General features: G+C 41.8%; 21 protein-coding genes and 4 pseudogenes. 16 read left to right on the plus strand and 9 right to left on the minus strand.

The genetic code is table 11. The features are described from left to right. Positions 1-276: 276 nt before the first annotated feature. Positions 277-525, minus strand: coding sequence for a Ycf34 family protein (locus tag ACWATR_RS28345; protein ID WP_069074638.1), 249 nt, complete (start codon positions 523-525; stop codon positions 277-279). A gap of 86 nt (positions 526-611) precedes the next feature. On the opposite strand from ACWATR_RS28345, the gene ACWATR_RS28350 reads away from it, so the two are divergent. Both ACWATR_RS28350 and ACWATR_RS28355 read left to right on the plus strand, forming a co-directional pair. Continuing rightward, a complete protein-coding gene (locus tag ACWATR_RS28350; RefSeq protein WP_460339469.1) occupies positions 612-1,916 on the plus strand; it encodes a tRNA nucleotidyltransferase/poly(A) polymerase family protein in 1,305 nt (434 codons plus the stop codon). Between the two features lie 427 nt (positions 1,917-2,343). Then, a complete protein-coding gene (locus tag ACWATR_RS28355; protein ID WP_460339471.1) occupies positions 2,344-2,772 on the plus strand; it encodes a response regulator in 429 nt (142 codons plus the stop codon). On the opposite strand, the gene ACWATR_RS28360 is transcribed toward ACWATR_RS28355, so the two are convergent. Then, positions 2,765-3,115: a Na-translocating system protein MpsC family protein gene (locus ACWATR_RS28360; RefSeq protein WP_460339473.1), complete on the minus strand. Its 351-nt coding sequence runs from the start codon at positions 3,113-3,115 to the stop codon at positions 2,765-2,767. The genes ACWATR_RS28355 and ACWATR_RS28360 overlap by 8 nt on opposite strands. 254 nt (positions 3,116-3,369) lie before the next feature. Then, positions 3,370-4,027: pseudogene (upp, locus tag ACWATR_RS28365) on the minus strand (uracil phosphoribosyltransferase). A gap of 398 nt (positions 4,028-4,425) precedes the next feature. Here upp and ACWATR_RS28370 point away from each other — a divergent pair. Next, positions 4,426-5,067 carry a hypothetical protein gene (locus tag ACWATR_RS28370; protein ID WP_460339475.1) on the plus strand — a complete coding sequence of 214 codons (642 nt, stop codon included), beginning with the start codon at positions 4,426-4,428 and terminating at the stop codon, positions 5,065-5,067. 168 nt (positions 5,068-5,235) lie between these two features. Here ACWATR_RS28370 and ACWATR_RS28375 read toward each other — a convergent pair. The 3 pseudogenes from ACWATR_RS28375 to ACWATR_RS28385 form a co-directional block, all read right to left on the minus strand. After that, positions 5,236-5,382 (minus strand): annotated as a pseudogene (locus ACWATR_RS28375) (DUF1688 family protein); the annotation flags it as partial. A 60-nt stretch (positions 5,383-5,442) separates the two neighbouring features. Continuing rightward, a pseudogene (locus ACWATR_RS28380) lies at positions 5,443-5,532 on the minus strand (hypothetical protein); the annotation flags it as partial. Further along, positions 5,498-5,770, minus strand: a pseudogene (locus ACWATR_RS28385) (hypothetical protein); the annotation flags it as partial. The pseudogenes ACWATR_RS28385 and ACWATR_RS28380, both read right to left, overlap by 35 nt. 241 nt (positions 5,771-6,011) lie before the next feature. Between ACWATR_RS28385 and ACWATR_RS28390 the strand changes: the two are divergent. Next, positions 6,012-6,494, plus strand: coding sequence for a tetratricopeptide repeat protein (locus ACWATR_RS28390; protein ID WP_460339477.1), 483 nt, complete (start codon positions 6,012-6,014; stop codon positions 6,492-6,494). 21 nt (positions 6,495-6,515) lie between these two features. Then, positions 6,516-7,013: an ABC transporter substrate-binding protein gene (locus ACWATR_RS28395; protein ID WP_460339479.1), complete on the plus strand. Its 498-nt coding sequence runs from the start codon at positions 6,516-6,518 to the stop codon at positions 7,011-7,013. A gap of 268 nt (positions 7,014-7,281) precedes the next feature. Here the strand turns inward: ACWATR_RS28395 and ACWATR_RS28400 are convergent, their stop codons facing one another. Continuing rightward, positions 7,282-8,502 (minus strand): ABC transporter substrate-binding protein, encoded by a 1,221-nt coding sequence (locus ACWATR_RS28400; RefSeq protein WP_460339481.1) that lies wholly within the window; start codon positions 8,500-8,502, stop codon positions 7,282-7,284. Between ACWATR_RS28400 and ACWATR_RS28405 the strand changes: the two genes are divergently transcribed. The 9 genes from ACWATR_RS28405 to ACWATR_RS28445 all read left to right on the plus strand — a co-directional run bounded on the left by ACWATR_RS28405 (position 8,486) and on the right by ACWATR_RS28445 (position 17,704). Beyond that, entirely contained in the window at positions 8,486-8,614 is a 129-nt protein-coding gene (locus ACWATR_RS28405) for a hypothetical protein (protein ID WP_460339483.1), read from the plus strand. The genes ACWATR_RS28400 and ACWATR_RS28405 overlap by 17 nt on opposite strands. 335 nt (positions 8,615-8,949) lie before the next feature. Then, positions 8,950-10,296, plus strand: coding sequence for an FAD-binding oxidoreductase (locus ACWATR_RS28410; protein ID WP_460339485.1), 1,347 nt, complete (start codon positions 8,950-8,952; stop codon positions 10,294-10,296). A gap of 237 nt (positions 10,297-10,533) precedes the next feature. Next, positions 10,534-11,580: an RNA 3'-terminal phosphate cyclase gene (gene rtcA / locus ACWATR_RS28415; protein WP_460339487.1), complete on the plus strand. Its 1,047-nt coding sequence runs from the start codon at positions 10,534-10,536 to the stop codon at positions 11,578-11,580. 411 nt (positions 11,581-11,991) lie between these two features. Further along, complete coding sequence (locus ACWATR_RS28420; protein ID WP_460339490.1) at positions 11,992-12,756, plus strand: sulfite exporter TauE/SafE family protein; 765 nt, start codon at positions 11,992-11,994, stop codon at positions 12,754-12,756. Positions 12,757-13,054: 298 nt separating this feature from the next. Further along, on the plus strand, positions 13,055-14,194 hold the full coding sequence (locus tag ACWATR_RS28425; protein WP_460339492.1) for a sulfate ABC transporter substrate-binding protein: 1,140 nt from the start codon (positions 13,055-13,057) through the stop codon (positions 14,192-14,194). Between the two features lie 247 nt (positions 14,195-14,441). After that, a complete protein-coding gene (gene cysT / locus ACWATR_RS28430) occupies positions 14,442-15,302 on the plus strand; it encodes a sulfate ABC transporter permease subunit CysT (protein ID WP_460339494.1) in 861 nt (286 codons plus the stop codon). Beyond that, positions 15,289-16,164, plus strand: coding sequence for a sulfate ABC transporter permease subunit CysW (gene cysW, locus ACWATR_RS28435; protein ID WP_460339496.1), 876 nt, complete (start codon positions 15,289-15,291; stop codon positions 16,162-16,164). The genes cysT and cysW overlap by 14 nt, the downstream gene beginning before the upstream one ends. A gap of 149 nt (positions 16,165-16,313) precedes the next feature. Continuing rightward, on the plus strand, positions 16,314-16,580 hold the full coding sequence (locus ACWATR_RS28440; protein ID WP_460339498.1) for an NIL domain-containing protein: 267 nt from the start codon (positions 16,314-16,316) through the stop codon (positions 16,578-16,580). Between the two features lie 479 nt (positions 16,581-17,059). Next, entirely contained in the window at positions 17,060-17,704 is a 645-nt protein-coding gene (locus ACWATR_RS28445; RefSeq protein WP_460339500.1) for an NIL domain-containing protein, read from the plus strand. 27 nt (positions 17,705-17,731) lie between these two features. On the opposite strand, the gene ACWATR_RS28450 is transcribed toward ACWATR_RS28445, so the two are convergent. Beyond that, positions 17,732-18,322 (minus strand): Crp/Fnr family transcriptional regulator, encoded by a 591-nt coding sequence (locus tag ACWATR_RS28450; protein ID WP_460339502.1) that lies wholly within the window; start codon positions 18,320-18,322, stop codon positions 17,732-17,734. Positions 18,323-18,761: 439 nt separating this feature from the next. Between ACWATR_RS28450 and ldpA the strand changes: the two genes are divergently transcribed. Then, positions 18,762-19,931, plus strand: a complete 1,170-nt coding sequence (gene ldpA, locus ACWATR_RS28455) for a circadian clock protein LdpA (protein ID WP_460339504.1) — start codon at positions 18,762-18,764, stop codon at positions 19,929-19,931. 73 nt (positions 19,932-20,004) lie between these two features. Next, positions 20,005-21,738 carry a R3H domain-containing nucleic acid-binding protein gene (locus ACWATR_RS28460; RefSeq protein ID WP_460339506.1) on the plus strand — a complete coding sequence of 578 codons (1,734 nt, stop codon included), beginning with the start codon at positions 20,005-20,007 and terminating at the stop codon, positions 21,736-21,738. 284 nt (positions 21,739-22,022) lie between these two features. Here the strand turns inward: ACWATR_RS28460 and ACWATR_RS28465 are convergent, their stop codons facing one another. Next, complete coding sequence (locus tag ACWATR_RS28465) at positions 22,023-22,895, minus strand: D-alanyl-D-alanine carboxypeptidase family protein (RefSeq protein ID WP_460339508.1); 873 nt, start codon at positions 22,893-22,895, stop codon at positions 22,023-22,025. Between the last annotated feature and the right edge of the window lie 138 nt (positions 22,896-23,033).

Below are 23,033 nucleotides of genomic sequence, written 5' to 3' on the forward strand. Positions count from 1 at the left end.
TGAAGGGGTCATTTTAGCGGGGGGTCTAATTTACCTGTCAATAAGCTTAAGTTATTGACAAAAAATTAAAATCACACCCTCGCCAAACGCTTACACCGCATGATTTTCGCGGGGGTCAACGAAAGAATAAGGGTTTTAACAATCGCCATACCCCCGCGAAAAATTTACGTGTGCAAAGTCAAAATAAATACTTTTGCTTTCACTAGAAAACTTGGGATTGAATTGTCAAGGTTCTGTTATTAATGGACGCAAACATAACATACTACTCTTGACTTTTCAAGTCGGCACTAATTCACCAGGACGCAATTTTGACCACTTACCTGTCTCCCGCTTAAAGCTCAGACAACCAACAACATCCCATTCCATTTCAATTACATCATCTTGAGTCCGAATGTTGACATTGATGGAAGGTTCATTTGGATCAAAATCTGGTGTTTCAGTCAAGTGAGGCTGTTGGTGCTGCCCTTCCACGGCATGATAGGTAACACAGCTGTCTACATAGTGGCAATTCACGCAAATACACATAATAGAACCAACTCCAGGGGCCTTTATTGTTAATCTAACTTAAGCCCAACTGTTATTCATGAGTTGCTGGGTTGATTTTTATTACAATGCATAAATCAATTCCTTCTACCCTCGCTCCCGAAAATTGGCCTTTCAGCTTAGAATTCTTGCCACAACCCGCTTACATGGTAGGTGGCGCTGTCCGAGATGCCATCCTTGGCAGAACTCGCGAATATCTGGATCTAGATTTTGTTATACCATCCAAGGCGGTAAAGGTAGCGAGAACGATCGCTCATCATTACAAAGCTGGTTTTGTCTTGCTTGATGCAAAACGACAAATTGCGCGTGTGGTTTTTCCCCACGCTACAGCTGATTTTGCCCAACAGGAAGGAGATAGTTTAGAAGTTGATTTGCACAGACGGGACTTTACAGTAAATGCGATCGCTTATAATCCCCATACACAAGAAATTATCGATCCTCTGCAAGGTTATGTAGACTTACAACAGGGCATTTTGCGAATGGTATCACCCGCAAACCTCGAAGATGACCCTTTGCGGTTAATGCGAGGTTATCGCCAAGCCGCCCAACTAGGTTTTACTATTGAGCCAGCTACCCAAGCCGCAATTCGTTCTTTGGCATCACATCTCAGCAAAGTTGCAGCCGAACGATTTCGGGTAGAAATTGGCTATCTGCTGGCAAATTCTCAGGGTACTCCCTGGATTACAAGCGCTTGGGAAGATGGTTTACTTGCCCCTTTCTTCAAAAATGCCACTCGTGAAAGCTTAATCAAACTAGCAGCAGTTGACAATGCAGCTGCCTTACTCAGCCAAAATTGGCAACAATTAGGGGCACAACTGCAAGAGTATGTCCGCGATAGTATCAAAACTACTTGGTTAGGTGTTGCCAAACTTGCAAGTCTAGTCAACCCAAATCCAGAATTAGCAGAAATAGAGCTACAGGAACTCACTTATAGTCGTGCCGAAATTCGGGGTGTAACTACTGTTCTGAAACTATTACCGCAGCTTCAAGTAGTCGAGATGTCTTTGCGAGAACAATACTTGTTGTTCCATAACGCAGATATTGTATTTCCTGCGATCGCAGTGCTAGCTGTAGCACTTGATAATTTGGTAGAGGCGATGTCTGGCGACAAGCCACTACACACAGCAGTGGAAACCAAAGCAAGGGGCTACCAAGTCTTAGCACCTTTGATTAACCGCTACCTCAACCCTGATGATCTGGTCGCTCATCCCACTCCACTAGTGAGCGGGAAAGAGTTGATTATAGCATTAGATATTCCAGCTTCGCCAATTATCGGTCAACTGCTGACAGAAATAGCCGTAGCACAAGCTGAGGGGAAAGTTTCAACACCAACAGAAGCGATCGCTCTTGCACGTCAGTTACTTGATGATTAAATATACTTAAGTAATTTCTAATGATGCAACAGAGGCGATGCCTGTGGTGGGTAAGACTAGTACCGCAAGGCGGAATTAAAAATTAAAAATTAAAAATTAAAAATGAAGACAGCGTAAGGGTTGTGTTGATTGGAAATGGGTGGTTTATTTATGCCGTGCTGTACTAGTAAATTCTTGTCAGTGCATACATCATATATGCTACTATTTGCTTGATATTATGATTACCTTGCGATGTTTTATCTAAAATTCAGCACAGATGGATAACTCAATGAACTATACATCATCTGGTTCATTTCATACCCTAGTTAGTCACCTGAAGACATATCCGTACATTTATTTAAGCACTTACCATAAAAAAAAGACCTCTAGGTTTTCCTAATGGGTGGAGTCTTTATCCCTAGCCTTTTTTGGACAAGATTAACTGCTTATGAATGGACAACCTTTAATTTTGGTTGTAGAACAGAATCTACATGATTTAGAGCTACTTAATTCTCATCTAGGAATATTAAATTTTTCATGCATTTGTACTAAACAAGGAGTGAGAGCTGTGATGTTGGCACAAACTCATCAACCAGATTTAATCATGCTAGATATGATGCTATCTAATTTGAGTGCCAAACGAGTCATAGATCACCTCAAACACGACTCAAAAACTGCTACTATCCCGATCATTGCAGTAACACCTCTAACAACGGCACAAGATGATGACTCCACGATGCTCACAGGATTTGATGATTGCATTACTAAACCATTCGATTTTCATCAATTAGAAGTGGTAATCAATCGCCATATCAGTCAGCTAAATTCTTTACATTTCCCTTGTTGGAATAGATTCGGCATTTCGAACATCAGGTAATTGGATTTAAAACCACAATAATCCCAGTACGACCTGTTGCTAAATTTGTATTTGTCATCAGGTCGAGTATGGGCTTACCAATAAGTTCTTCAATCAAACTTTTCAATTCTGATTTAATTACTTTTTCTAAATATAATCGTACTTGTTCAGCTAAACTATCATAACCTCCCTTCAATAGAGTTTGTTCAACTTGGGTAACAGAGTCTTCTAGAGAAATTACAATTTCAGTATCAAAAAAATGGCAAATGATTTGGCTAGGAGACTTACCTAGCCTATCATGATATAATTTTGTGATGCGTTGTGATATTTCTATTTCTAATTGTCCAATATTAGCTTGTACCATTAGTAGTTACGATGTAATATTTATCGTTGAAGTATCGGCGACGAAGTATCCAACATTATAGTAGATGATCGGGGAATAGTCTGAGAGAGTTAATCAATATTGTATATGAAATTAATATATTAACCTGATGTATTTGCTAGGGATTTGTGTCTGAAAAATTCCCCAATTTGACGAAGGTGAAAGTTGTTAATCAATGATTTGGATAATGTTGGGTTAATCACTACATTGTTCATTATTTACTTATAGTAATCAGCCTATTTTGTGCCAAATAAGCGTAGGCGTAGCCCGCCGCAGGCATCGCCAGCATCCCCCAATCCAGGAATAATATAGCCATGTTCATCCAAATGGTCATTAATAGCAGCGGTATACAGCGGCACATCAGGATGTACATGACAAAAACGCTCTATACCTTCCGGCGCAGCGAGTAAGCAGACAAACTTAATTGATAAGGGATTAGTTTATTTCAGTCGTTCCACAGCTGCCACAGCTGAATTACCAGTGGCTAGCATTGGATCTACCACGAGCATATCTCGCTGCTCAACATCATGAGGAACTTTGAAATAATACTCAACAGGAATCAGGGTTTTCGGGTCACGGTATAAACCAATATGCCCCACCCGTGCTGATGGCATTAACTCCAACATACCATCCAAAATTCCCTGTCCCGCCCGCATCACAGAAACTAGCACCAACTTTTTCTCAGGAGCAAGCATTGGCGCACTCATCGGGGCTAGGGCGTGTTTTAATCTGTTCATATTTCAGTGGTAAATCCCGTGTAACTTCATAAGCCAACAATAGGCTAATTTCTTTCAGGAGAGTACGGAATTTTGTTGTACTAGTTTCAGCTTTACGCATCAGCGTTAGTTTGTGCTGAATCAATGGATGTTCAATTAGTGTTACTTGGTTGTACATATTTTAGGCAAAACTGGTTGAAATAAGAATTTTAGAAATCGTGTTGCATAAGACTTGGACTTACTCTTAATAGATGGTATACCTGTAATGAGATTATGGGTTTGGTAATGCACCTTATATTTGACTGCATTTTGGGAATAGATTCTCCAAAACGTGCAGCTTTTAGAGTTGTGTATTACATGACAAGTGCAAACAGCTTAATCAGAACATGGGCAGGGGAATAGAACCCCACATCGGGCAATCATACTACACCAATAGTCATATATCAGAATATTCTCTCAACTTAGCGATCGCTAAGTTTTTGTAGTCTAAAAAGGGCGACGGCTAATCTCGGCTGGAAAAACAAATTGTAAGCTACAAAACCATCTTCAAGAATTAATTAATTCTGTGAAAAAATTATGGCAGCTTTTTTGTATCCAGTCTATACGATAGCCACTTTGGGGTTGGCGATCTGGGGAATTAGTTTATTTCAACAATCACACAGAATTACCACAATTCTGCTGATTGTCGTGCTATCTGGAATGTTCTACGACAATTTGATTGTTTCAGTGGGTAGCCTAATTAATGAGGGCACTTTACTGAAATTACTTAACCGCTTGCGCTTTCTATTCCACAATTTATTTGTGCCATTATTAGTGGTGATCGCTGTCAACCTAGCATACATTGCAGGTGTAGCGTGGGCGAATAATCCAATGGTGTACAAAGGTTGCTGGGCGATCGCTATAGGGCTGATTGTACTTGGCTTGGTAACTGACTTTCGACAACTAGAGCTAATACCGACAACTTTTGCTGGCACATTGCGTTACAAACCTAAAAGTTGTAGTGTGCCAGTTTTGACAATTTTCACAGCCTTGCTGGTAGCAGTGGTGGGATTCTACATCTGGTGCCAAACACAATGGCTGTGGATGTTTATGGGAACGCTAATCATGCTTTTTGGAAATGTTTTGCCAAAGAGTATTTTTGGCCCTCTGATTGGTTCAGCGGTTGATTGCGTATTTATTCTGGCTATGTTGACAACGGAGTTAATGATGCCAAACTAATTCGTAATTCGTAATGACGCTCCTGCGTCGCTAACGTAATTCGTAATTTTTGGGGAAATACTTGGTGGTCTAAAACGAGTTAGTAATTACAGGAGTTTACTTTTTTAGTAAGGTAAAAATGCAGGAATTGAAATCAGAGATAAAGGTTTATGAATACTGCCTTCTGCCTTAAAATACTGTGCCATCACTATCTATTTGGATAGGGAATGTACCAGTTATTCTGAGTTCAGCGGCAATTTTACGCCCAGCTGTCCAGGTTCCCCCTTGGAGGATTTTTACTAGTGGCAGTTCTTCGGGACTCATACCCAACTTTTCTTCCGATCGCACCAAATTTAACCCAGTCTCCTGCTCATCATAGCTCCAATTATTCCCTGCACCCGCATCTAACAAGACACTCACGATTGCCAAATCAAACTTAGCAGCAGCTTTTTCCAGAGACGCATTCTGTACGGGCAAAGTAAGCATCAGCGCGATCGCCTCCTTCTTGACGCTTTCGGGCATTGTAAACTCAGAATTTCGTCACCTCTCCTAAAGCGCGACGCAACTCTGATTCGGCAATGCCAAAGCGCTTGGCAATTCCTGGTAAATACCAAACAGGTTCAACTGCGGCTTTGGTGACAACCAAATCACCACCTGGTTTCATAATCTTGCCATCTACCTGCAAACGACCTTTGTCTATGGCATCTTGCAATTCTGGCATATTAGGGATCTTTTTATCAGCTATTACTCACTAGGGATCTGTCAACTACCTCTAGTAAGTTTTTCTTTTTATAACTCTAAATGTCTAGTGTGGTATTAGTCGTATTGCTGAATCCAATAAATAACACAGAAAATTCATAATTAGCAATTAATCAGCGCAAATTTAAAGATGACTTTAAAAATGAATTAATAGATATATTTTGTGAGAAAGTTAATACAAAGGTATATTCACTGATCTCAAATTCATGGATTCTTTATCTATCAATTCCTTACTTGAAGAGTTGAAAAACCCCGATGCCACAATCCGGGACAAAGCAACCAGAAAAATCTGGCGAATCTGGTTTCAGCAAAAGGGAATCTATGGGCTGGAAATAATTGACCGCAGTCAAAAGTTACTGGATGCTGGTGAAATTGCTGAAGCCGAAACAGCACTGACAGCACTTATAAAAGATCAGCCAGATTTTGCCGAAGCTTGGAATCGCCGGGCTTTCCTTTATTACAGTATTGGTGATTACCAAAAATCTCTGGCAGATTGTCAGATGGTTGTGCAGATAAATCCAATACATTTTGGGGCACTTCACGGTATGGGCTTATGCTATGCAGCACTAGGACAGTATGGACAAGCGATCCGAGCTTTTCAACGTGCTTTAGAAATTCAGCCCTATTCGCTAGTGAATCAAAAGTTGATTCTAGAATGTACATTTAGATTCAGCTACAACGGCAGATAGGAGAGAGGATCATACTGTTTTATGAATCCGTCATCACCCTCATCAAAAGCAATTCATCGCCTTAATCGCCGCAACTTTATTCAATACAGTTCTATCTGGATTGGTAGCAGCATTCTTGCTGCTTGTACTAACAGCAACCAACCGTCAACTAGCAATTCTCGGTTAGATAAAGTTACCTTTGGTACAAACTGGATAGCACAAGCAGAACACGGCGGATTTTCCCAGGCGATAGCCACTGGTATTTACCAAGACTACGGTTTAGATGTAACCATCAAAATAGGTGGGCCGCAGGTTCCTAGTGGTACTCAATTGTTGATGGGGGATGCGGTAGATTTCTTTACGGGTTATGGCATGGATGCCGTAAATGCCATAGCACAAGATATTCCCAAAATCACAGTCGCAGCAATTTTCCAGAAAGACCCTTGGTGTCTCATTGCACATCCCAACCCAGCAATTAAAACCCTTGCCGACCTTAAAAGCAAACCAATTTATGTTTCTACTTCTGCTAACATTACCTAGTACAACACGGCGGAAATAAACCAATCATTCCAAATCAACGAAACACTTATGCTGTATTAATTTTTAATTTTTAATTTTTAATTCCGCCTTGCGGTACTAGTGTCTTTTACTCGAAGCAAAGTATGGTTTTGCCGAAGATCAAATCTGATTGACAAAAACTCAGTCCAACAAGGTTATATTACGTCTGAACCATTTGCTATTCAAAAGCAGGGCGGTTTTCAACCAGTGGTATTTTTATTAGCAGATTATGGTTATCAACCCTATGCAACTATTTTATGCTTAAAAAAGAAAATTTACCCTTGACACCGTTTGGTTCCATCTTGAGTTGTGCAACATAAAACTCTTTTTGAATTACATCACCTACTGGTGTAAAAGCAATTTCACCGAGAGGAGTTTGAAACTTTTTTGTTAGTAATTCCTTATTCAATTCTGTACGCAATTGTGGTAATTTCAATTGATTAATGTTGCTTTTTTTATCTAAAGATCGAAGCGCTTCTACATATACCTGTAAAGCAGTAAAAGCTTGAGCACTTACTTGGGGTGGTTCTCTCTGATATTGTTCAAGGTAGGCTTTGCGAAATGCTGTGTTAATTTCACTGGTATATATAGGACTATAAGCTTGAGCCACAATCACGCCATCACAAAGCGCTCTGCACACAGAAAATATATGGGATGTGTTAAAACCATTGCCACCAACAATTATTCCTTTATAACCAAGTTCTCGTAATTGTTTAACTAAATTACCTCCATCTACAGCTAACCCAGATATAATCACTAAATCTGGTTTTAAATTAATAGCATCGCTGGCTTGAGCTTGAAAGTCGGTATCTGTAGTTTGAAACTTTTGGACTGTGACTAAATCCAATCCTAAATTTGTAACTGTTTTCTGAAATATTTCTGTTTCCGACTTATTGAAAGCATCATTTTGAGCGTAGAATACAGCGACTCTTTTGATTTGAGGATTTTGTTTGAGCGCAGCTTTCACCGAATAAGGAGCGACAACAGCAACAGATGAAGAAACACGAGCCACATAATCACCAATTTCGGGAATACCTTTAGCAGTATTTGATGCTCCAATAACTGGGACTTGATTGCGTTCTGCTATGGGATTAGCGCTAAAAGCTTGTTGTGATAGGGTAGGGCCAACAATGCCAACAACTTTATCTTTACTAATTAAAGTTTGAAAAGCATTAATGGCTCCAACTTCATCGCCACCAGTATCTTGATAGACTAATTTAATTGGTCTACCATTGATACCTCCTTTGTTATTAAAATATTTCTCAGCAATTTTTACTCCATCAGTTCCCTCTTGACCAAGTAATGCTACATTGCTCGTTTGTGCAAAGGCAATACCAATAGGAATAGCATTAGCCGCACCTGTTGTCGCTGTTGGATTATTTGCATAATTACTGCCACTTTTAACACAAGCTACCAGCATCATAGAACATGTAAATAGTAAAGCAGTTTGATGTGTGAGCGCTGTTTTCATAGTTGCGATCGCACCCTTAATAATTCTCTGGCTAAAAAATAACACCTTCGCCGCCTTAGTAGTTTGTGCCTGGATTGTCGCCTTTTCCCCATCGTATCTAACACTACACTAGTACCGCACGGCGTAAATAAGCCACCCATCTTAAACGTCTGAAACCCTTGCAAACAATTAATTACGAATTACGAATTACGAATTACGAATTACGAATTACGAATTCCGCCTTGTGGTACTAGGACTCAACAGCGTTGACCGGAATCTGCTCAACCTATTTCAACTTTAGTGCCCTATCTGCCTTTATATTAAGTAAGTGGCATGAAAGTGCTGTGAAACATGAGAATTAAGATTTTAAACGCAAAGGGGCGCAGAGGGAAGCGCAAAGGGGCACAGAGTATTAACTCCTCTGCGTAAACCTTTGCGTTCCTCTGCGTTAAAAAAAGGATATAAGCTATGACGATAAAATCGGATGACCTGATTAATTCTCTAGAAGGGATAGAAACCATCACCGATTCCGCCCAAGTCGCAAAATTATCCCAGGATTACCACACCTTTAGTCCAGTACTAGTGCCGAAACTAGAGGGAAAAGTGGGGGATATCGTAGTGCGTCCCGCCAATGAAGCAGAGGTTTTAAAAGTTGCAGCCGCCTGCGCGAAACATCGTGTACCTGTAACTGTGCGGGGTGCGGGAACAGGGAATTATGGGCAATGTGTACCGTTGCATGGTGGCGTAATTTTAGACATGACGCGGATGCAAGAGATTCCTTGGGTAAAACCGGGGGTGGCGCGGGTAGAAGCTGGGGTGAAGTTGGCGGCTTTGGATAAAAAAACCAGAGAAATCGGCTGGGAAATCCGTATGGCCCCCTCCACATACCGCACAGCGACAATTGGCGGGTTTATTGCTGGGGGAAGTGGTGGCATCGGCTCGATCCAATATGGGTTACTAGGCGATCGCGGTAATATCTTAGCACTGCGAGTAATAACTGTAGAAGATGAACCCCGTGCGATCGAATTACGCGGCGACGATGTACAAAAGGTGAATCACGCTTGGGGAATTAACGGCATCATCACCGAAGTCGAAATCCCCTTAGCACCAGCTTATCCTTGGGCAGAAGTCATTGTGACATTTGACGAGTTTATGACAGCCGCAAAGTTTGGTCAGGCTCTTGGTAATGCTGATGGCATGATTAAAAAGTTGATTTCTGTCTTTGCATCCCAAATTCCCCAATATTTTCACGCCCTACAACAGTACATTCCTGAAGGGACTCACCCAGTATTTTTGATAATTTCCGAACTGAGTTTGGAATTCTTAGCAGGTTTGGTGCAGCAATATGGCGGCAAAATCACATACAAAAAACCAGCCGAAGAAGCAGCCAAAGGTATACATTTAGCAGAATTTACTTGGAACCACACTACCTTACATGCTCGGAGTGTAGATACTGCAATTACCTACTTACAAAGTATGTTTCCTAGCGAACGCAGTTTAAAACTAGTAGAGCACATGTATCATCACTTTGGTGATGAAGTCATGATGCATTTGGAATTTTTTCGGGTAAACGGTGCCGTAGTTCCTGGTGCTTTGCAACTTGTACGCTACACCACCGAAGAACGCCTCAATGAAATTATCCACTATCACGAAGAACAGGGTGTGAGTATTGCCAATCCCCACACGTATATTATTGAAGAGGGAGGCAGAAAAGTAATTGATCCTGAGCAATTAAAATTTAAAGAAATAGTTGATCCTTATGGGTTGATGAACCCCGGTAAAAGCAAAGTTCTTCAATTCAAAGTTCAAAATTAACGCCATGTGCAACTTTTGCTCAAACCCAACCCCCTTTTATACTAGGGAATGGAAGTGAGGTCAAAATATTAAGTTGCACATCCCGTAAATTAGCAAACTACAGAAACATCTATCAGAACTTTCTCTGTATATTTGTGTAACCTCCCTCCAAAAAGCTCGTTGTTGAGCGTTTATAATTTGTGGTTTGATTTTAAGAGCCGTGGGGAGAACCCAAAATCCAACATCCCAAAATCGCCCATGATTGAAATTGACGGTTCCTACGGAGAGGGAGGCGGACAAGTTCTCCGCACTTCCTTAAGTCTAGCCGCCATCACTGGCGAACCCATACGAATTACAGGCATTCGCGCTGGACGCAAAAAGCCAGGATTAGCAGCACAACACTTAACAGCCGTTCGGGCTGCGGGTAGAATTTGTAATGCCCAACTACGGGGTGATGCTTTGGGTTCAATGCTGCTGGAATTCATCCCAGGTAGTGCTGTGCAAGCTGGAATTTATACCTTTGATGTTAGTAAAGCACAACAAGGTGGTTCTGCGGGTGCGATCGCTCTAGTTTTACAGACAATTCTCTTACCTTTAGCACTAGCATCTGGTAATTCCCAGGTAACACTAAAGGGTGGAACTCACGTTAACTTTAGCCCGACAGTGACGTACATAGAGCAAGTTTATCTGCCCATACTGCAACGCATGGGTGTAGAAGCCCAAGTCAAATTAGGCGCTTGGGGGTGGTATCCCCAAGGTGGGGGTGAGGTACAGTTGCAGGTTGATGGCGGCGGTAAACTCGGTGGGATCAACTTGTTGGAACGGGGAGAGTTACAACGGGTGCGGGGACTAGCAGTGGTGACAGAATTGCCTTCCCATATTCCCCAACGGATGGCAAATCGTGCCGAAAATTTGTTACGGGAAGCCAATTTGAAAGTTGCTGTACAGACCTTGCGAGAAAGAGGTGTAGCACCTGGGGCGGGTATTTTCCTAACTGCTGAATATCAGAACAGCTTGACTGGCTTTGGTGGATTTGGGCGATTACGGTTGTCGGCGGAGACAGTTGCAGAGATTGCTTGTCATCAGCTGCTTGAGTTTCATCACACCGGCGCAGCAGTAGATGAACATTTAGCAGATCAGTTACTATTACCAGCTGCTTTAGCATCAGAGGAAAGTCAGTATCGAGTGGCTGAAGTGAGTAGGCATTTGACGACGAATGCAGCGGTAATTGAACAATTTGGGCTAGCGAAAATCACGGTAGATGAAGCGGAGAAAATCGTGTCTGTGATGTCTTTAAATAGATGAAATGATGAAGGATTTTACCTTCAGTTGACACCTATAAACCAATACAGTTTAGATAAGACCAAAACACTTGTAGAGACGGCGATTTATCGCGTCTTGAAAACCTACATTTTTGTACAATTAGCCCTTAACCCAAGCGTATTGACCCATAAAAAACTTTCTCTACAACAGACATGTTTCACTGTTGTAATTTACCAACTTATACAAATTTTCCCAACTTAGTTGTTACCAATTTATATATAAAATACCGCTTTTATTGGTATATATTTTATACCTTTACACTGGATTTTATCTATATTAATATAATTAGAAAAGGCTGTAAATCTTTTATAGCAAGAGCTTTAGATATCTTTTGTCTACTGCAATCATCACTACAAAAAATGTATTGCTAACAACATAAAAATATAATTTATAATGACTACTCCTGAATTATTCTTCCTCATTACAGTTTTCTTTATAACAAGTGTAATAAGTGTCATTACAGGAAGTACTTCTTTAATTACCGTCCCTGTAATGTTGCAATTGAGTATTGAACCGCGCATTGCTCTTGCCACTAATATGTTGGCATTAACTTTTATGAGTGTTGGTGGTACATTGCCTTTTATTGGCAAAAAAGCAATTGACCATAGTCGCTTGCCAATCATGATTTCTCTAACACTTTTAGGCTCAATTATCGGTGCATTATTTGTTTTAGTTGTACCTTCAAAATCGATGCCTCTGATTATCTCAGTTTTGATGATTGTGGTTGCCGTGTTTTCAATCACTAATCGGAATGCTGGAATTGTTTCAAGAATAGGGAAACCATCAAAAATAGCAGAAATTGGTGGATATGTAGCTACTTTTGTGCTTGGTGTTTATGGTGGTTTCTTTAGTGGTGGCTATGTCACCATGCTCACAGCAGCTTATGTCAGTCTATTTCGGATGACATTTGTGCAAGCGATCGCAAATACAAAGTTTATCAACATTTTTTCTTCACTGATTGCCACCATTATTTTCTTTACACAGGGAATAATCGATTACAAACTAGGTATTATTCTGAGTATTACTATGTTCGTTGGTGGAATCGTCGGATCGCGAGTTGCTCTCAGACTCAGCAACATCTGGTTGCGGCGTATATTTCTCATTACAGTAATCGTCCTTGCACTAAAGACATTACTTGATTTTGTAGCACTGCGTTGAGCGAAGCTGATTTCTACGACGGGCAACACCTACGCTATAACAAACAAACTATCCTCAAAAACTAGTCATTACCTAGCAAGTTGCTTGATACACCAAGTAGCTGATTGTGATGACAACTTGATAGTTGAAAATAAAAGCATTTGTAATTCCTCACATAACTGGTAGAATCACCATATTCTTGATAAAGAATCTGAGGTTTTTTGATATTTGCGACTGGATACATGAAATCATCCAGTATTATAAACAGTATATAACTGTATTCCCATCGATTATTTGTAGATTTAGTGGAGGAAATGGAATGAGTTTGTGGCAACGCCAACTGAAAAGATTAGAAGCGACTGCTGAACACTTAAAGTATCGGTTCAGACTAAATTCGCTCAAAGGCTTTGTATCACTCTTTTTGGTAGGAACCTTATTGAGTGTGACACTTGCCGCCTGCTCTGGTGAAACTGGGAATAATTCTTCAACAGAAGCTCCTGCTGCTAGTCCTGTAGCTGCAAGTAAGCAAAATGTTGAAATAACCCTAGTTTCTTTTGCAGTTACCAAAGCCGCTCACGAAGCCATTATTCCTAAGTTTGTAGAACAGTGGAAGAAAGATCATAATCAAACTGTCACCTTCAAACAAAGCTATGGCGGTTCTGGTTCTCAAACTCGCGCTGTTATTGATGGTTTGGAAGCAGATGTTGTCCACTTGGCGCTAGCTGGAGACACTTCAAAGATTGAGAAGGCTGGATTGATTCAACCAGGATGGGAGAAAGAAGTTCCCAACAATGGTATTGTCTCCAAATCGGTTGCAGCATTAGTAACTCGTTCAGGCAATCCTAAAGGCATCAAGAACTGGCCAGATTTAGCCAAAGATGGTGTGAAATTGATTACTGCTAATCCCAAAACATCAGGCGTTGCTAAATGGAATTTCTTAGCACTATGGGATTCTGTGATTAAAACAGGTGGCGATGAGGCTAAAGCTACTGAATTTGTGACTAAAGTTTACAAAAATGTGCCAATCTTGCCTAAAGATGCGCGGGAAGCTACTGATACCTTCGCCAAGCAAGGCCAGGGAGATGTCTTAATCAACTACGAAAACGAAGTTATTTTGGCACAGCAAAAGGGCGAAAAGGTTGAGTATGTCGTTCCCGATGTGAATATATCCATTGACAATCCGATCGCTGTGGTAGATACAAACGTTGATAAGCATGGCAACCGCGAAGTTGCGGAAGGATTTGTCAAATTCCTCTACACTCCAGAAGCACAGCAAGAGTTTGTCAAATTGGGATTCCGACCGGTAGATGAGACTTTAGCTCAAACTAAAGAAGTCACAGATAAATTTCCCAAAGTGAAAACTTTGGGTACAGTTGCAGACTTTGGCAGTTGGGAAGCAATTGATAACAAGTTCTTCGCAGATGGGGGCGTGTTTGACAAGATTCAAGCCCAAAAATAAACGGTAACTAAATAATTCGTAATTCGTAATTTGTAATTCGTAATTCTTAATGACTCTCTTTAGGAGACGCTACGCGAATGGCGAGAAGCAAGCTATGTAATTCGTAGAGAGTGTGTAAGTCCTATAGGAATTACGAATTAACAATTACGAATACTGACCGAAACAGACTCATAATACAGAGCAAGTAAATTTATTTATGAGTATTGTGAATTTTGAATTTTGAATTTTGAATTCGGAGCGAAGCGACGTGACGACTGTATCTCCTGGTGTGGAAATTGAATGCAAAACACCGTTTTGGAAGAAATTCGGGCGGGTTCCTTGGACTTGGCGAATCACCATTGGATACCTGACGGTGATGTTGTTTATCCCCATCATTGCCATGTTCCTGAAAGCAGGTACAGAACCTCCATCTAGGTTTTGGGCGATCGCAACCAGTGATATCGCATTAGCGACATATAACGTAACTTTTGTTACAGCCCTATTTGCGGCTTTCCTGAATGGCATATTTGGAACTCTCATTGCCTGGGTTCTAGTTCGCTACGACTTTCCCTTAAAACGTTTGATTGACGCCACAGTGGATTTACCATTTGCACTACCAACTTCGGTAGCAGGGCTAACCCTGGCAACAGTTTACAGCGATAACGGTTGGATAGGTTCGCTACTAGCACCACTGGGAATTAAAGTAGCTTTTACCCGCACGGGAGTAGCGGTGGCAATGATATTTATCTCACTACCTTTTATCGTGAGAACCGTGCAACCCGTGCTTCAAGAAATGGAACAGGAAATTGAAGAAGCTGCTTGGTGTCTGGGTGCTTCTCAATGGCAGACATTTTGGAAGGTGATTTTGCCACCTTTATTTCCGACGATTTTGACTGGTGTTGCTTTGGGTTTCTCTCGTGCAGTTGGGGAGTATGGGTCAACTGTGATTATCTCTTCCAATACGCCCTATCAAGACTTGATCGCACCTGTACTAATTTTCCAACGCTTAGAGCAGTATGACTATTCTGGTGCAACAGTAATTGGCATAGTTTTACTATCAATTTCGTTGGTACTGCTATTGGCAATTAATTTCTTACAAGCATGGGCAAGGCGATATGACACCAGATAAACCAAGTTTTCACTCATCTACATCTGATACAAATACAGCCAAGCCGAAAGAACAGAAGAGTTGGGTGCCAATAGTTTTGATTGGCATAGCGATCGCCTATTTAGCTCTAGTTCAATACATCCCTGCAATCAACGTTTTTTTCCAAGCCTTCAGCAAAGGAGTTGGGCCATTTCTGGCCAACCTAACGCTACCAGCCTTTCTCCATGCAGCTTGGCTAACGCTATTGTTGGCTGTGATTTCTCTGCCCTTGAATACTGTGTTTGGGCTATGTGCAGCTTGGGCGATCGCTCGTCATAAATTCCCTGGACGCGCCATAGTATTGAGCATTATTGACCTGCCCTTTTCGATTTCGCCCGTAGTCGCAGGATTAATGATTGTGCTACTTTACGGACGGAATGGGTGGTTTGGCCCTTGGCTCCAGGCACTTGATATCAAGATTATCTTTGCATTTCCAGGTATGTTGTTGGCTACAGCCTTCGTGAGTATGCCCTTCGTGGCGCGGGAAGTGATTCCTGTTTTAGAGGAATTTGGCAAGGATCAAGAAGAAGCTGCTAGAACTCTAGGTGCGAAAGATTGGCAGATATTTTGGCGCGTCACCCTGCCCAGTATCCGGTGGGGCTTACTCTACGGTTTAATTTTGACCAATGCCAGAGCAATGGGTGAATTCGGAGCGGTTTCAGTGGTATCTGGCAACATTGCTGACCAAACCCAAAGCCTACCACTGTTTGTAGAAGATGCTTACAAACAATATGAAACTGAAGCTGCTTTCTCTGCGGCTGTACTGTTAGCGTTGCTAGCAGTCGTAACCCTAGTGCTGAAAGAGATTCTAGAACGGAAAACCCGCATTAAAGATGTTGAATAGAAAAATCAAGCGATTATAGTTATCCTTTGAATAGGATACAAGCAAATCATGGGATATGGTGCAATCTACTTAGTACCTATCAGGAAATTACCATTAGGGTTAAGGGTAGTTCTGTACCAATCCCGATCAGGGATAAGAATAACTCAGATATGGCTACTGAAAATACACTTACCAATAAACGGATTCGACTCAGAATTCCTAAGGATTATCACCAGGAACCAGTTATTTCTCGCCTGGTGTCTGACTATGGGCTGACTGTGAATATCACGGCAGCAATTTTGGGAGCCAATGCTGTCGGTGATGGTTGGTTTGACCTTGAACTACAAGGAACAGACGCACAAATTGAGAGCGGGTTAACCTATCTCCATGACTTAGAATTGGAAGTCTGGGATGACACTAAAGCAACTGATTGGTAAAGGCTATAAAAATATGCAGCGAAAAGTACAGCTAGCTGTGCTTTTTTTTAATCTCTCACTATATCAATACTGCGTAGGTTTGAAGATTCGTAGGTTGGTTTGAAGGTCGTGAAACCCAACAAAGCCTTGAAAATGTTGGGTTTTCTTCCTCAAGCAAACCTACCCCAGAGTGCTTTTTTAGGTTTAACCGAGCAGTATTGCTTAAAGTCGTGGAAACACTTAAATATTCTTATAACATACATCATCACTACAAGATGTATTGAATTGCCAACCGTTTTATGGCTTAATACACATAAAGTAAGTTTTTTACGTGTATTCACTTATTGTTTTTTTGCGTTCTTTGTGAGAACCTCCTTTACATAACAATTAAGTGCATTAAACCGATAAGGTTACCGTATTTAAATAAAAGCCTTTAACCTTTTCCCCAAACCAAATTCTGAGTTTAAAGTTCTTAACCGAGTAGTATTGGAATTAATCTGATGTCTCAGAGTAAATCTGTAGAACCCACTTCAGTCCACAGCCGAATTCTTGTGCCTCAACGGTATCACAGGCAACCTGTAATTTCTCGACTGGTTTCTCGTTATGGTTTAACCGTCAATATCAAAGCTGCATCCCTGACATCAGACAGTGACAGCGATGGCTGGTTTGATTTGGAGCTTTCAGGAAATCCTCAAAAACTGACAAATAGCCTATCTTACTTGCAAGAATTGGGAGTGAATTTGCTGGAACTAGCGATCGCAAACCACATTCAACTCAACCAACACTCCTTGCCTTTCCCAAATCCAGCTAGCAAACTGAATCCCAAAGACTCTGCATGGCTGACAAATCAATGGCAAGAACAATTCCAGCAATGGATTTCTCTTGGTCAAACCAATCGATTGCGCTTGCAACTGTGCGTCTTAAAATCCTATTACGAAGAACCGGTGATTTCCGAGTTAGTTGCTCGTTATGGACTAACAGTTAATATTACCAGTGCTATACTTCAACCCGATACCGAAGATGACGGCTGGTTTGACTTAGATTTGTGGGGGAGAACCAAGCAACTATACTCTAGCCTGAGTTATTTAGAAAAACTGGGGCTACCGATTTGGCTAGATTTGTCTAGCGTTTATAGCGATCGCTAAGGTAAGAATTCAGAATGCTGAAATAATCTAAATTTCGTAGTACCAAATTTCTTCTTCTCGCAACACAATTCGATGTAGCGAGAGACGATTAATCAAGCCCTCTTGCTCAAACTGCCCAAGAACACGAGTGATAGTCACACGAGTTGAACCGAGCATTTCTGCCAAGTCTTCATGAGTCAGACGCATATCTATTAAACGTCCCTTCTCAACTTCCGAACCAAACTTTTTGGATAACCATGCCAACAATTTGATGAGCATAGTATCCACTTTTTTATGGCTACGAATGATCATCAATTCTTGAGCCTGTTGAATATGGGCAAGTAGAGTTTCTGTTAGTTCAGTCCACTCTTCTAAAGGTAAAACTGTTGCCTCCACTTTAGTTAGGCATTCCATCTGATAAGGTTCTATTTTTGACAAAGTTCTGCCAACGACATCTCCAGGGCCCCACAAGCCCAGAGCGACAGTTGTACCATCTTCCAGATAGGTAAAAGTTCGGACAAAACCCGTTTCAATCTTCCAAAGTCCGTTTTGATGCTCTGGTAAAAATGACCTACGGGCAAAAAAATGCTTAGTATTATTACTGCTGGAGCTAGACAAGCTTGTGTACAAAGACACCATATTATATAAAAGCTATTTTCCGATAAACTAACCGTAGTATTATATTTATATCAGGTTCTAAGAACCTATGGATATTTTAAAGAGGGGAGTGAGGGAGAAATAACTAATTCCAAATGCTCCATGCCCGAATGGCACTAAGATAAGCCCAAAGTCTTGTATTGCCTCGTTGCCTCGTTCCCAGCCTGGAGGCTAGGAAGCAGCTAGGGCAAGGGCTATATATTAACTTAGTGTCATTCGCCCAATTCCAATGCCCCAAATTATCCCTATTTCTCACTCCACGGAATGTGTTTCTTCAGAGAGGGATTGCCCCAATCCCTAATCCCCATTACCCCTTATCCCCAAAGGGGGTTCCGATTTACCCAATCCCTGAATCAGGAAATCCGGACTTTTTCTTGATCACAGACTACTATTTTTAGTCGCATAAACGCATAATAGAAGTGTGACTGATCTGTTCGCCCCTTTACAATCTCTCAAACAAGGTGACTGGTTCAAGCTGATCTGCGGAGCCAGCTTCCAGCATTTGCCGGCAGTCAGAAATTTAACGTTAGCCTATACTTTGGCGGGCGCTGACTGCATAGATGTTGCAGCTGATCCAGCGGTGATTGCAGCAGCGCAAGCAGGGCTACAAGTAGCCAAATCTCTGGCTATGGATGCCCAAAAGCGAGGCTTTGGCAAAAGAGGCAACTCACCCTTTTTGATGGTTAGCCTGAACGATGGAGAAGACCCCCATTTTCGGAAAGCAGAATTTAATCCTAGTGAGTGTCCTACAGACTGCCCTAGACCCTGTGAACGGATTTGTCCCGCACAAGCAATTGTGTTTAACAGTAGAAAAGAAGACTTTTCGGGAGTAGTATCCGAAAAGTGCTATGGCTGCGGTCGTTGCATACCAATTTGTCCATACGATATGATCTATACATCATCGTATGTGTCAACGCCGGCAGCGATCGCGCCGTTGGTAATATCAACGGGAGTAGATGCCGTAGAAATCCATACAAAAGTTGGGCGGTTGGCAGAATTTGAGCAATTATGGCAAGCAATTTCACCGTGGGCCGATCAACTAAAGTTACTAGCCATCAGCTGTCCCGATGGCGAGGGGATGACTGACTACCTGAAAGCGCTGTATGACCTGATTGCCCCACTCAAGGGTGCTTTAATTTGGCAGACCGACGGTCGTCCTATGAGTGGTGATATTGGCGATGGCACTACAATAGCTGCGGTGAAATTAGGGCAAAAAGTTTTGGCAGCAAAGTTACCGGGATATGTGCAGTTAGCAGGCGGCACTAATAGCTATACCGTTGCTAAGTTAAAGGCAATGGGACTACTCAAAGAGGCAGGGGAGCAAGGAAGCAGGGGAGCAGGGGAAAAGCAAGAATTTTCCCCCTCTGCTCCTTTGCCCCTCTGCCCCTCCGCCTCCATCGCCGGGGTCGCCTACGGTAGCTACGCCCGTGTACTGCTGTCACCAATTCTCGAACAGTTAGAGAATAAGGAGGTAAGTAACACAAATATGAAGGCGACTGTTCGCCTAGAAGAAGATGACATATTACTTTGGCAAGCTGTAGAACTTGCCCATTCTCTCGTTTCCCAAATCAAGTCACAGCAGGAGCGTTAATCGCTCGTTCGGAAAATACCTAGGGCGGATTCTCCTGCACGCAAATGTCCTCGCTATCTCTCCCATAGAAAGCATGACGATTACAGACGATCTCCAAAAGTTATTAGACATTTTGCCCCAAGACCTGCGACAAGTACTAGAGAGTCATCCCAAACGAGATATTTTAGTAGAAGTGGTCTTGGATTTGGGTCGTCGCCCAGAGGCTCGCTTTCCCAATCAAGCTGAGTATTTGAGCGAATTACCCGTTACTCAAGAACAGATAGATGATTGCATTCAACGAGTCGGAATCTTTGGCGGAGATAATCGGGCAGGAATTGAGCAAACTTTGCATCGGATCAGCGCCATCCGCAATCGCACGGGTAAGATTATTGGCTTGACCTGTCGCGTTGGTCGAGCGGTATTCGGAACCATTGGCATGATCCGCGATTTGGTAGAAACTGGTAAATCGATTCTCATGCTGGGGCGTCCAGGCGTGGGCAAAACTACTGCCTTACGGGAGATTGCCCGTGTTTTGGCGGATGATCTGCACAAGCGAGTAGTGATTATTGACACCTCCAACGAAATTGCTGGGGATGGTGATGTTGCTCACCCCGCCATTGGTCGCGCTCGGCGGATGCAAGTGGCTCATCCAGATCAACAGCATCAGGTAATGATTGAGGCAGTGGAAAACCACATGCCAGAAGTCATTGTCATTGATGAAATTGGCACAGAACTGGAAGCTTTAGCGGCTCGTACCATTGCGGAACGGGGTGTACAGTTGGTAGGTACTGCCCACGGAAATCAGATCGAAAATCTGATTAAAAACCCCACCTTGGCTGATTTAGTTGGGGGTATCCAAGCTGTGACACTGGGAGACGACGAAGCCAGACGCCGGGGCAGTCAAAAGACTGTTTTGGAGCGGAAAGCCCCTCCTACCTTTGAAATTGCTGTGGAAATGTTGGAACGCCAACGCTGGACAGTACACGAAAGTGTTGCTGACACCGTAGATAATCTATTGCGGGGGCGTCAGCCTAGCCCACAAACGAGAACCGTTGATGACCACGGCAAAGTTGCTGTTACAAGGCAGTTAGCTGTTGTCAACGGTCGTGGTGGACAGCTAGGGACAGTGGAGGATTCTTTCCCACCGGCGCGGGCGTCTAATGGCTGGCGTTCATCTGGACAAATGGTAGCACTGCCGCAATTGCCTGTAGAGCGGGTAACTGGACGCAGTGAGTTTGACCGTTTGCTGGATGAATCCTTCAATTATTCTGAAAGCATTGATTTGGATGCTGCTACTAGACAACCAGGGCCCAATGGTGAAGATTTGCCATTGCACGTTTACCCTTATGGCGTTAGCCGCCACCAACTGGAACAGGTAATTAGTGTGCTAACTTTGCCCGTGGTATTGACAAAAGATATAGATAGTGCTGATGCAATTTTAGCACTGCGATCGCACGTCAAAAACCACGCCAAATTACGCCAAATGGCTAAAGCGCGTCATGTACCCATCCACATGATTAAGTCCAGCACCATTCCCCAAATCACCCGTGGTTTGCGGCGCTTATTGAACATCGATGACCCAGAAATGGCCGATGACCGAGAACTGCAACTATTTTTGCATAACGGTAGCGATGATGAGATGGATGCTTTAGAAGAAGCTAGACTTGCTGTTGAGCAAATTGTGATTCCGAAAGGACAGCCAGTCGAGTTATTACCGCGTTCTCCCCAAGTCCGTAAAATGCAACATGAGTTGGTAGAACATTATCGCCTCAAGTCGCATAGTTTTGGCGAAGAACCAAATAGAAGATTGCGGATTTATCCGGCGTAATCTCACGCCCACCCCCTCTCCATTTTGGAGAGGGGAGTATAGAAAATCAAGAGTTTGATTTTGAATGGAGACATCTCCAGAAATTAAATATGCATTATCCAAAAGCCTTGTAAAGAAGTAGCAATACTACGTCTCTACACTCTTTTTCACCAGCTTATAGCCATTTTCAATCCGGTGAGATACAGGTATGCAAATAGACCGTTAGCAGCTTCGTTTTGCATAGCTAAATCCCTGAAAATATATATTATAGGTTAGTATTTCCAAATTTTGATGTTATCTAAAAATCATAATGGCGTAATCCAATAAGTAATCCCACGGACAACTTGTTTGTTAAAGCCAAACAGAGGTAAATTCTCTTCAGATAAACCTACATAAGTCCAATGTGGAATATCATTTTCTACAGTTTGAAACCAACCATTTTGATTAAGAGCTTTTCTTTGTTCTTTACTACCTACGCGTAAATCAATTGCTAATCCCCAGAGATGTTGTGAAGTTCCAGGAGGTGCAACTAAACCGAGAATTTTTGTTTCTTTTCCCTCTTTAACTTTTGCCAAAACTTGATTGTTGGCATATTTATACCAAAATTTTAAATTCGTGTTGAAAGTGCGAGTACAATCACCAGAACCATAACCAGATTTTAGCGGAATTCTTTGTAGCGATCGCGCTTTATTTAAAGCCTCAGCCGCCGATTTTTGTAAGTAACAGTCTCTAGTACCATCGACATGAACCATTGTTAAAGTAGCTTGAAAATCTTGGGTTTCTTGTTCATTGGCAAAGATATGTTTTGGTGGCAGTTTCATCCCGATATCTTGATTTACAAAGACTGCACCATAAGCTCGTAGCAAAATATATTCATAAGTACCAGGCTGGGGAATTATGGTTAAATTTCTAGCGATCGCAGATAAAAAGCGCTGTTTATGATTTAATTTTGGGTTGGGAATAAATGGTTCTGATATTGTCTCTTTAGAGGTATCTGTACAAGTTAATGAATTATTACTCAAGCATCCGTTTAATGGTTGGGCAGTTATAGCAACTTTATGATGGGTAATCTCATTGCTAGCTACTAATATAAAAATTATCAAGATAACTATACTAATGAAACTTATCTTTCTAATAATTCTATTAAGTGGTTTTTTCTTTTTGAAGGTGAATTTCATTTTTAAATAATTGCTTAGTTGATTTAAATAAAATTGATTTCTTGAGAATATCTGTTATTACTGAGTTAAGAATATAAAGAATAGAAATATAGATAAATCACTGATATTTGCTTACAGCTATGTACAACTTATACAAAA

This window comes from Nostoc sp. UIC 10890, assembly GCF_054786515.1.

Excerpts from the sequence above, each read along its gene's own strand:
- ACWATR_RS28345 (WP_069074638.1), bottom strand. The coding sequence starts at position 525 with ATGTGTATTTGCGTGAATTGCCACTATGTAGACAGCTGTGTTACCTAT.
- ACWATR_RS28350 (WP_460339469.1), top strand. The coding sequence starts at position 612 with ATGCATAAATCAATTCCTTCTACCCTCGCTCCCGAAAATTGGCCTTTC.
- ACWATR_RS28355 (WP_460339471.1), top strand. The coding sequence starts at position 2,344 with ATGAATGGACAACCTTTAATTTTGGTTGTAGAACAGAATCTACATGAT.
- ACWATR_RS28360 (WP_460339473.1), bottom strand. The coding sequence starts at position 3,115 with ATGGTACAAGCTAATATTGGACAATTAGAAATAGAAATATCACAACGC.
- ACWATR_RS28370 (WP_460339475.1), top strand. The coding sequence starts at position 4,426 with ATGGCAGCTTTTTTGTATCCAGTCTATACGATAGCCACTTTGGGGTTG.
- ACWATR_RS28390 (WP_460339477.1), top strand. The coding sequence starts at position 6,012 with ATGGATTCTTTATCTATCAATTCCTTACTTGAAGAGTTGAAAAACCCC.
- ACWATR_RS28395 (WP_460339479.1), top strand. The coding sequence starts at position 6,516 with ATGAATCCGTCATCACCCTCATCAAAAGCAATTCATCGCCTTAATCGC.
- ACWATR_RS28400 (WP_460339481.1), bottom strand. The coding sequence starts at position 8,502 with ATGAAAACAGCGCTCACACATCAAACTGCTTTACTATTTACATGTTCT.
- ACWATR_RS28410 (WP_460339485.1), top strand. The coding sequence starts at position 8,950 with ATGACGATAAAATCGGATGACCTGATTAATTCTCTAGAAGGGATAGAA.
- rtcA (WP_460339487.1), top strand. The coding sequence starts at position 10,534 with ATGATTGAAATTGACGGTTCCTACGGAGAGGGAGGCGGACAAGTTCTC.
- ACWATR_RS28420 (WP_460339490.1), top strand. The coding sequence starts at position 11,992 with ATGACTACTCCTGAATTATTCTTCCTCATTACAGTTTTCTTTATAACA.
- ACWATR_RS28425 (WP_460339492.1), top strand. The coding sequence starts at position 13,055 with ATGAGTTTGTGGCAACGCCAACTGAAAAGATTAGAAGCGACTGCTGAA.
- cysW (WP_460339496.1), top strand. The coding sequence starts at position 15,289 with ATGACACCAGATAAACCAAGTTTTCACTCATCTACATCTGATACAAAT.
- ACWATR_RS28440 (WP_460339498.1), top strand. The coding sequence starts at position 16,314 with ATGGCTACTGAAAATACACTTACCAATAAACGGATTCGACTCAGAATT.
- ACWATR_RS28445 (WP_460339500.1), top strand. The coding sequence starts at position 17,060 with ATGTCTCAGAGTAAATCTGTAGAACCCACTTCAGTCCACAGCCGAATT.
- ACWATR_RS28450 (WP_460339502.1), bottom strand. The coding sequence starts at position 18,322 with ATGGTGTCTTTGTACACAAGCTTGTCTAGCTCCAGCAGTAATAATACT.
- ACWATR_RS28460 (WP_460339506.1), top strand. The coding sequence starts at position 20,005 with ATGACGATTACAGACGATCTCCAAAAGTTATTAGACATTTTGCCCCAA.
- ACWATR_RS28465 (WP_460339508.1), bottom strand. The coding sequence starts at position 22,895 with ATGAAATTCACCTTCAAAAAGAAAAAACCACTTAATAGAATTATTAGA.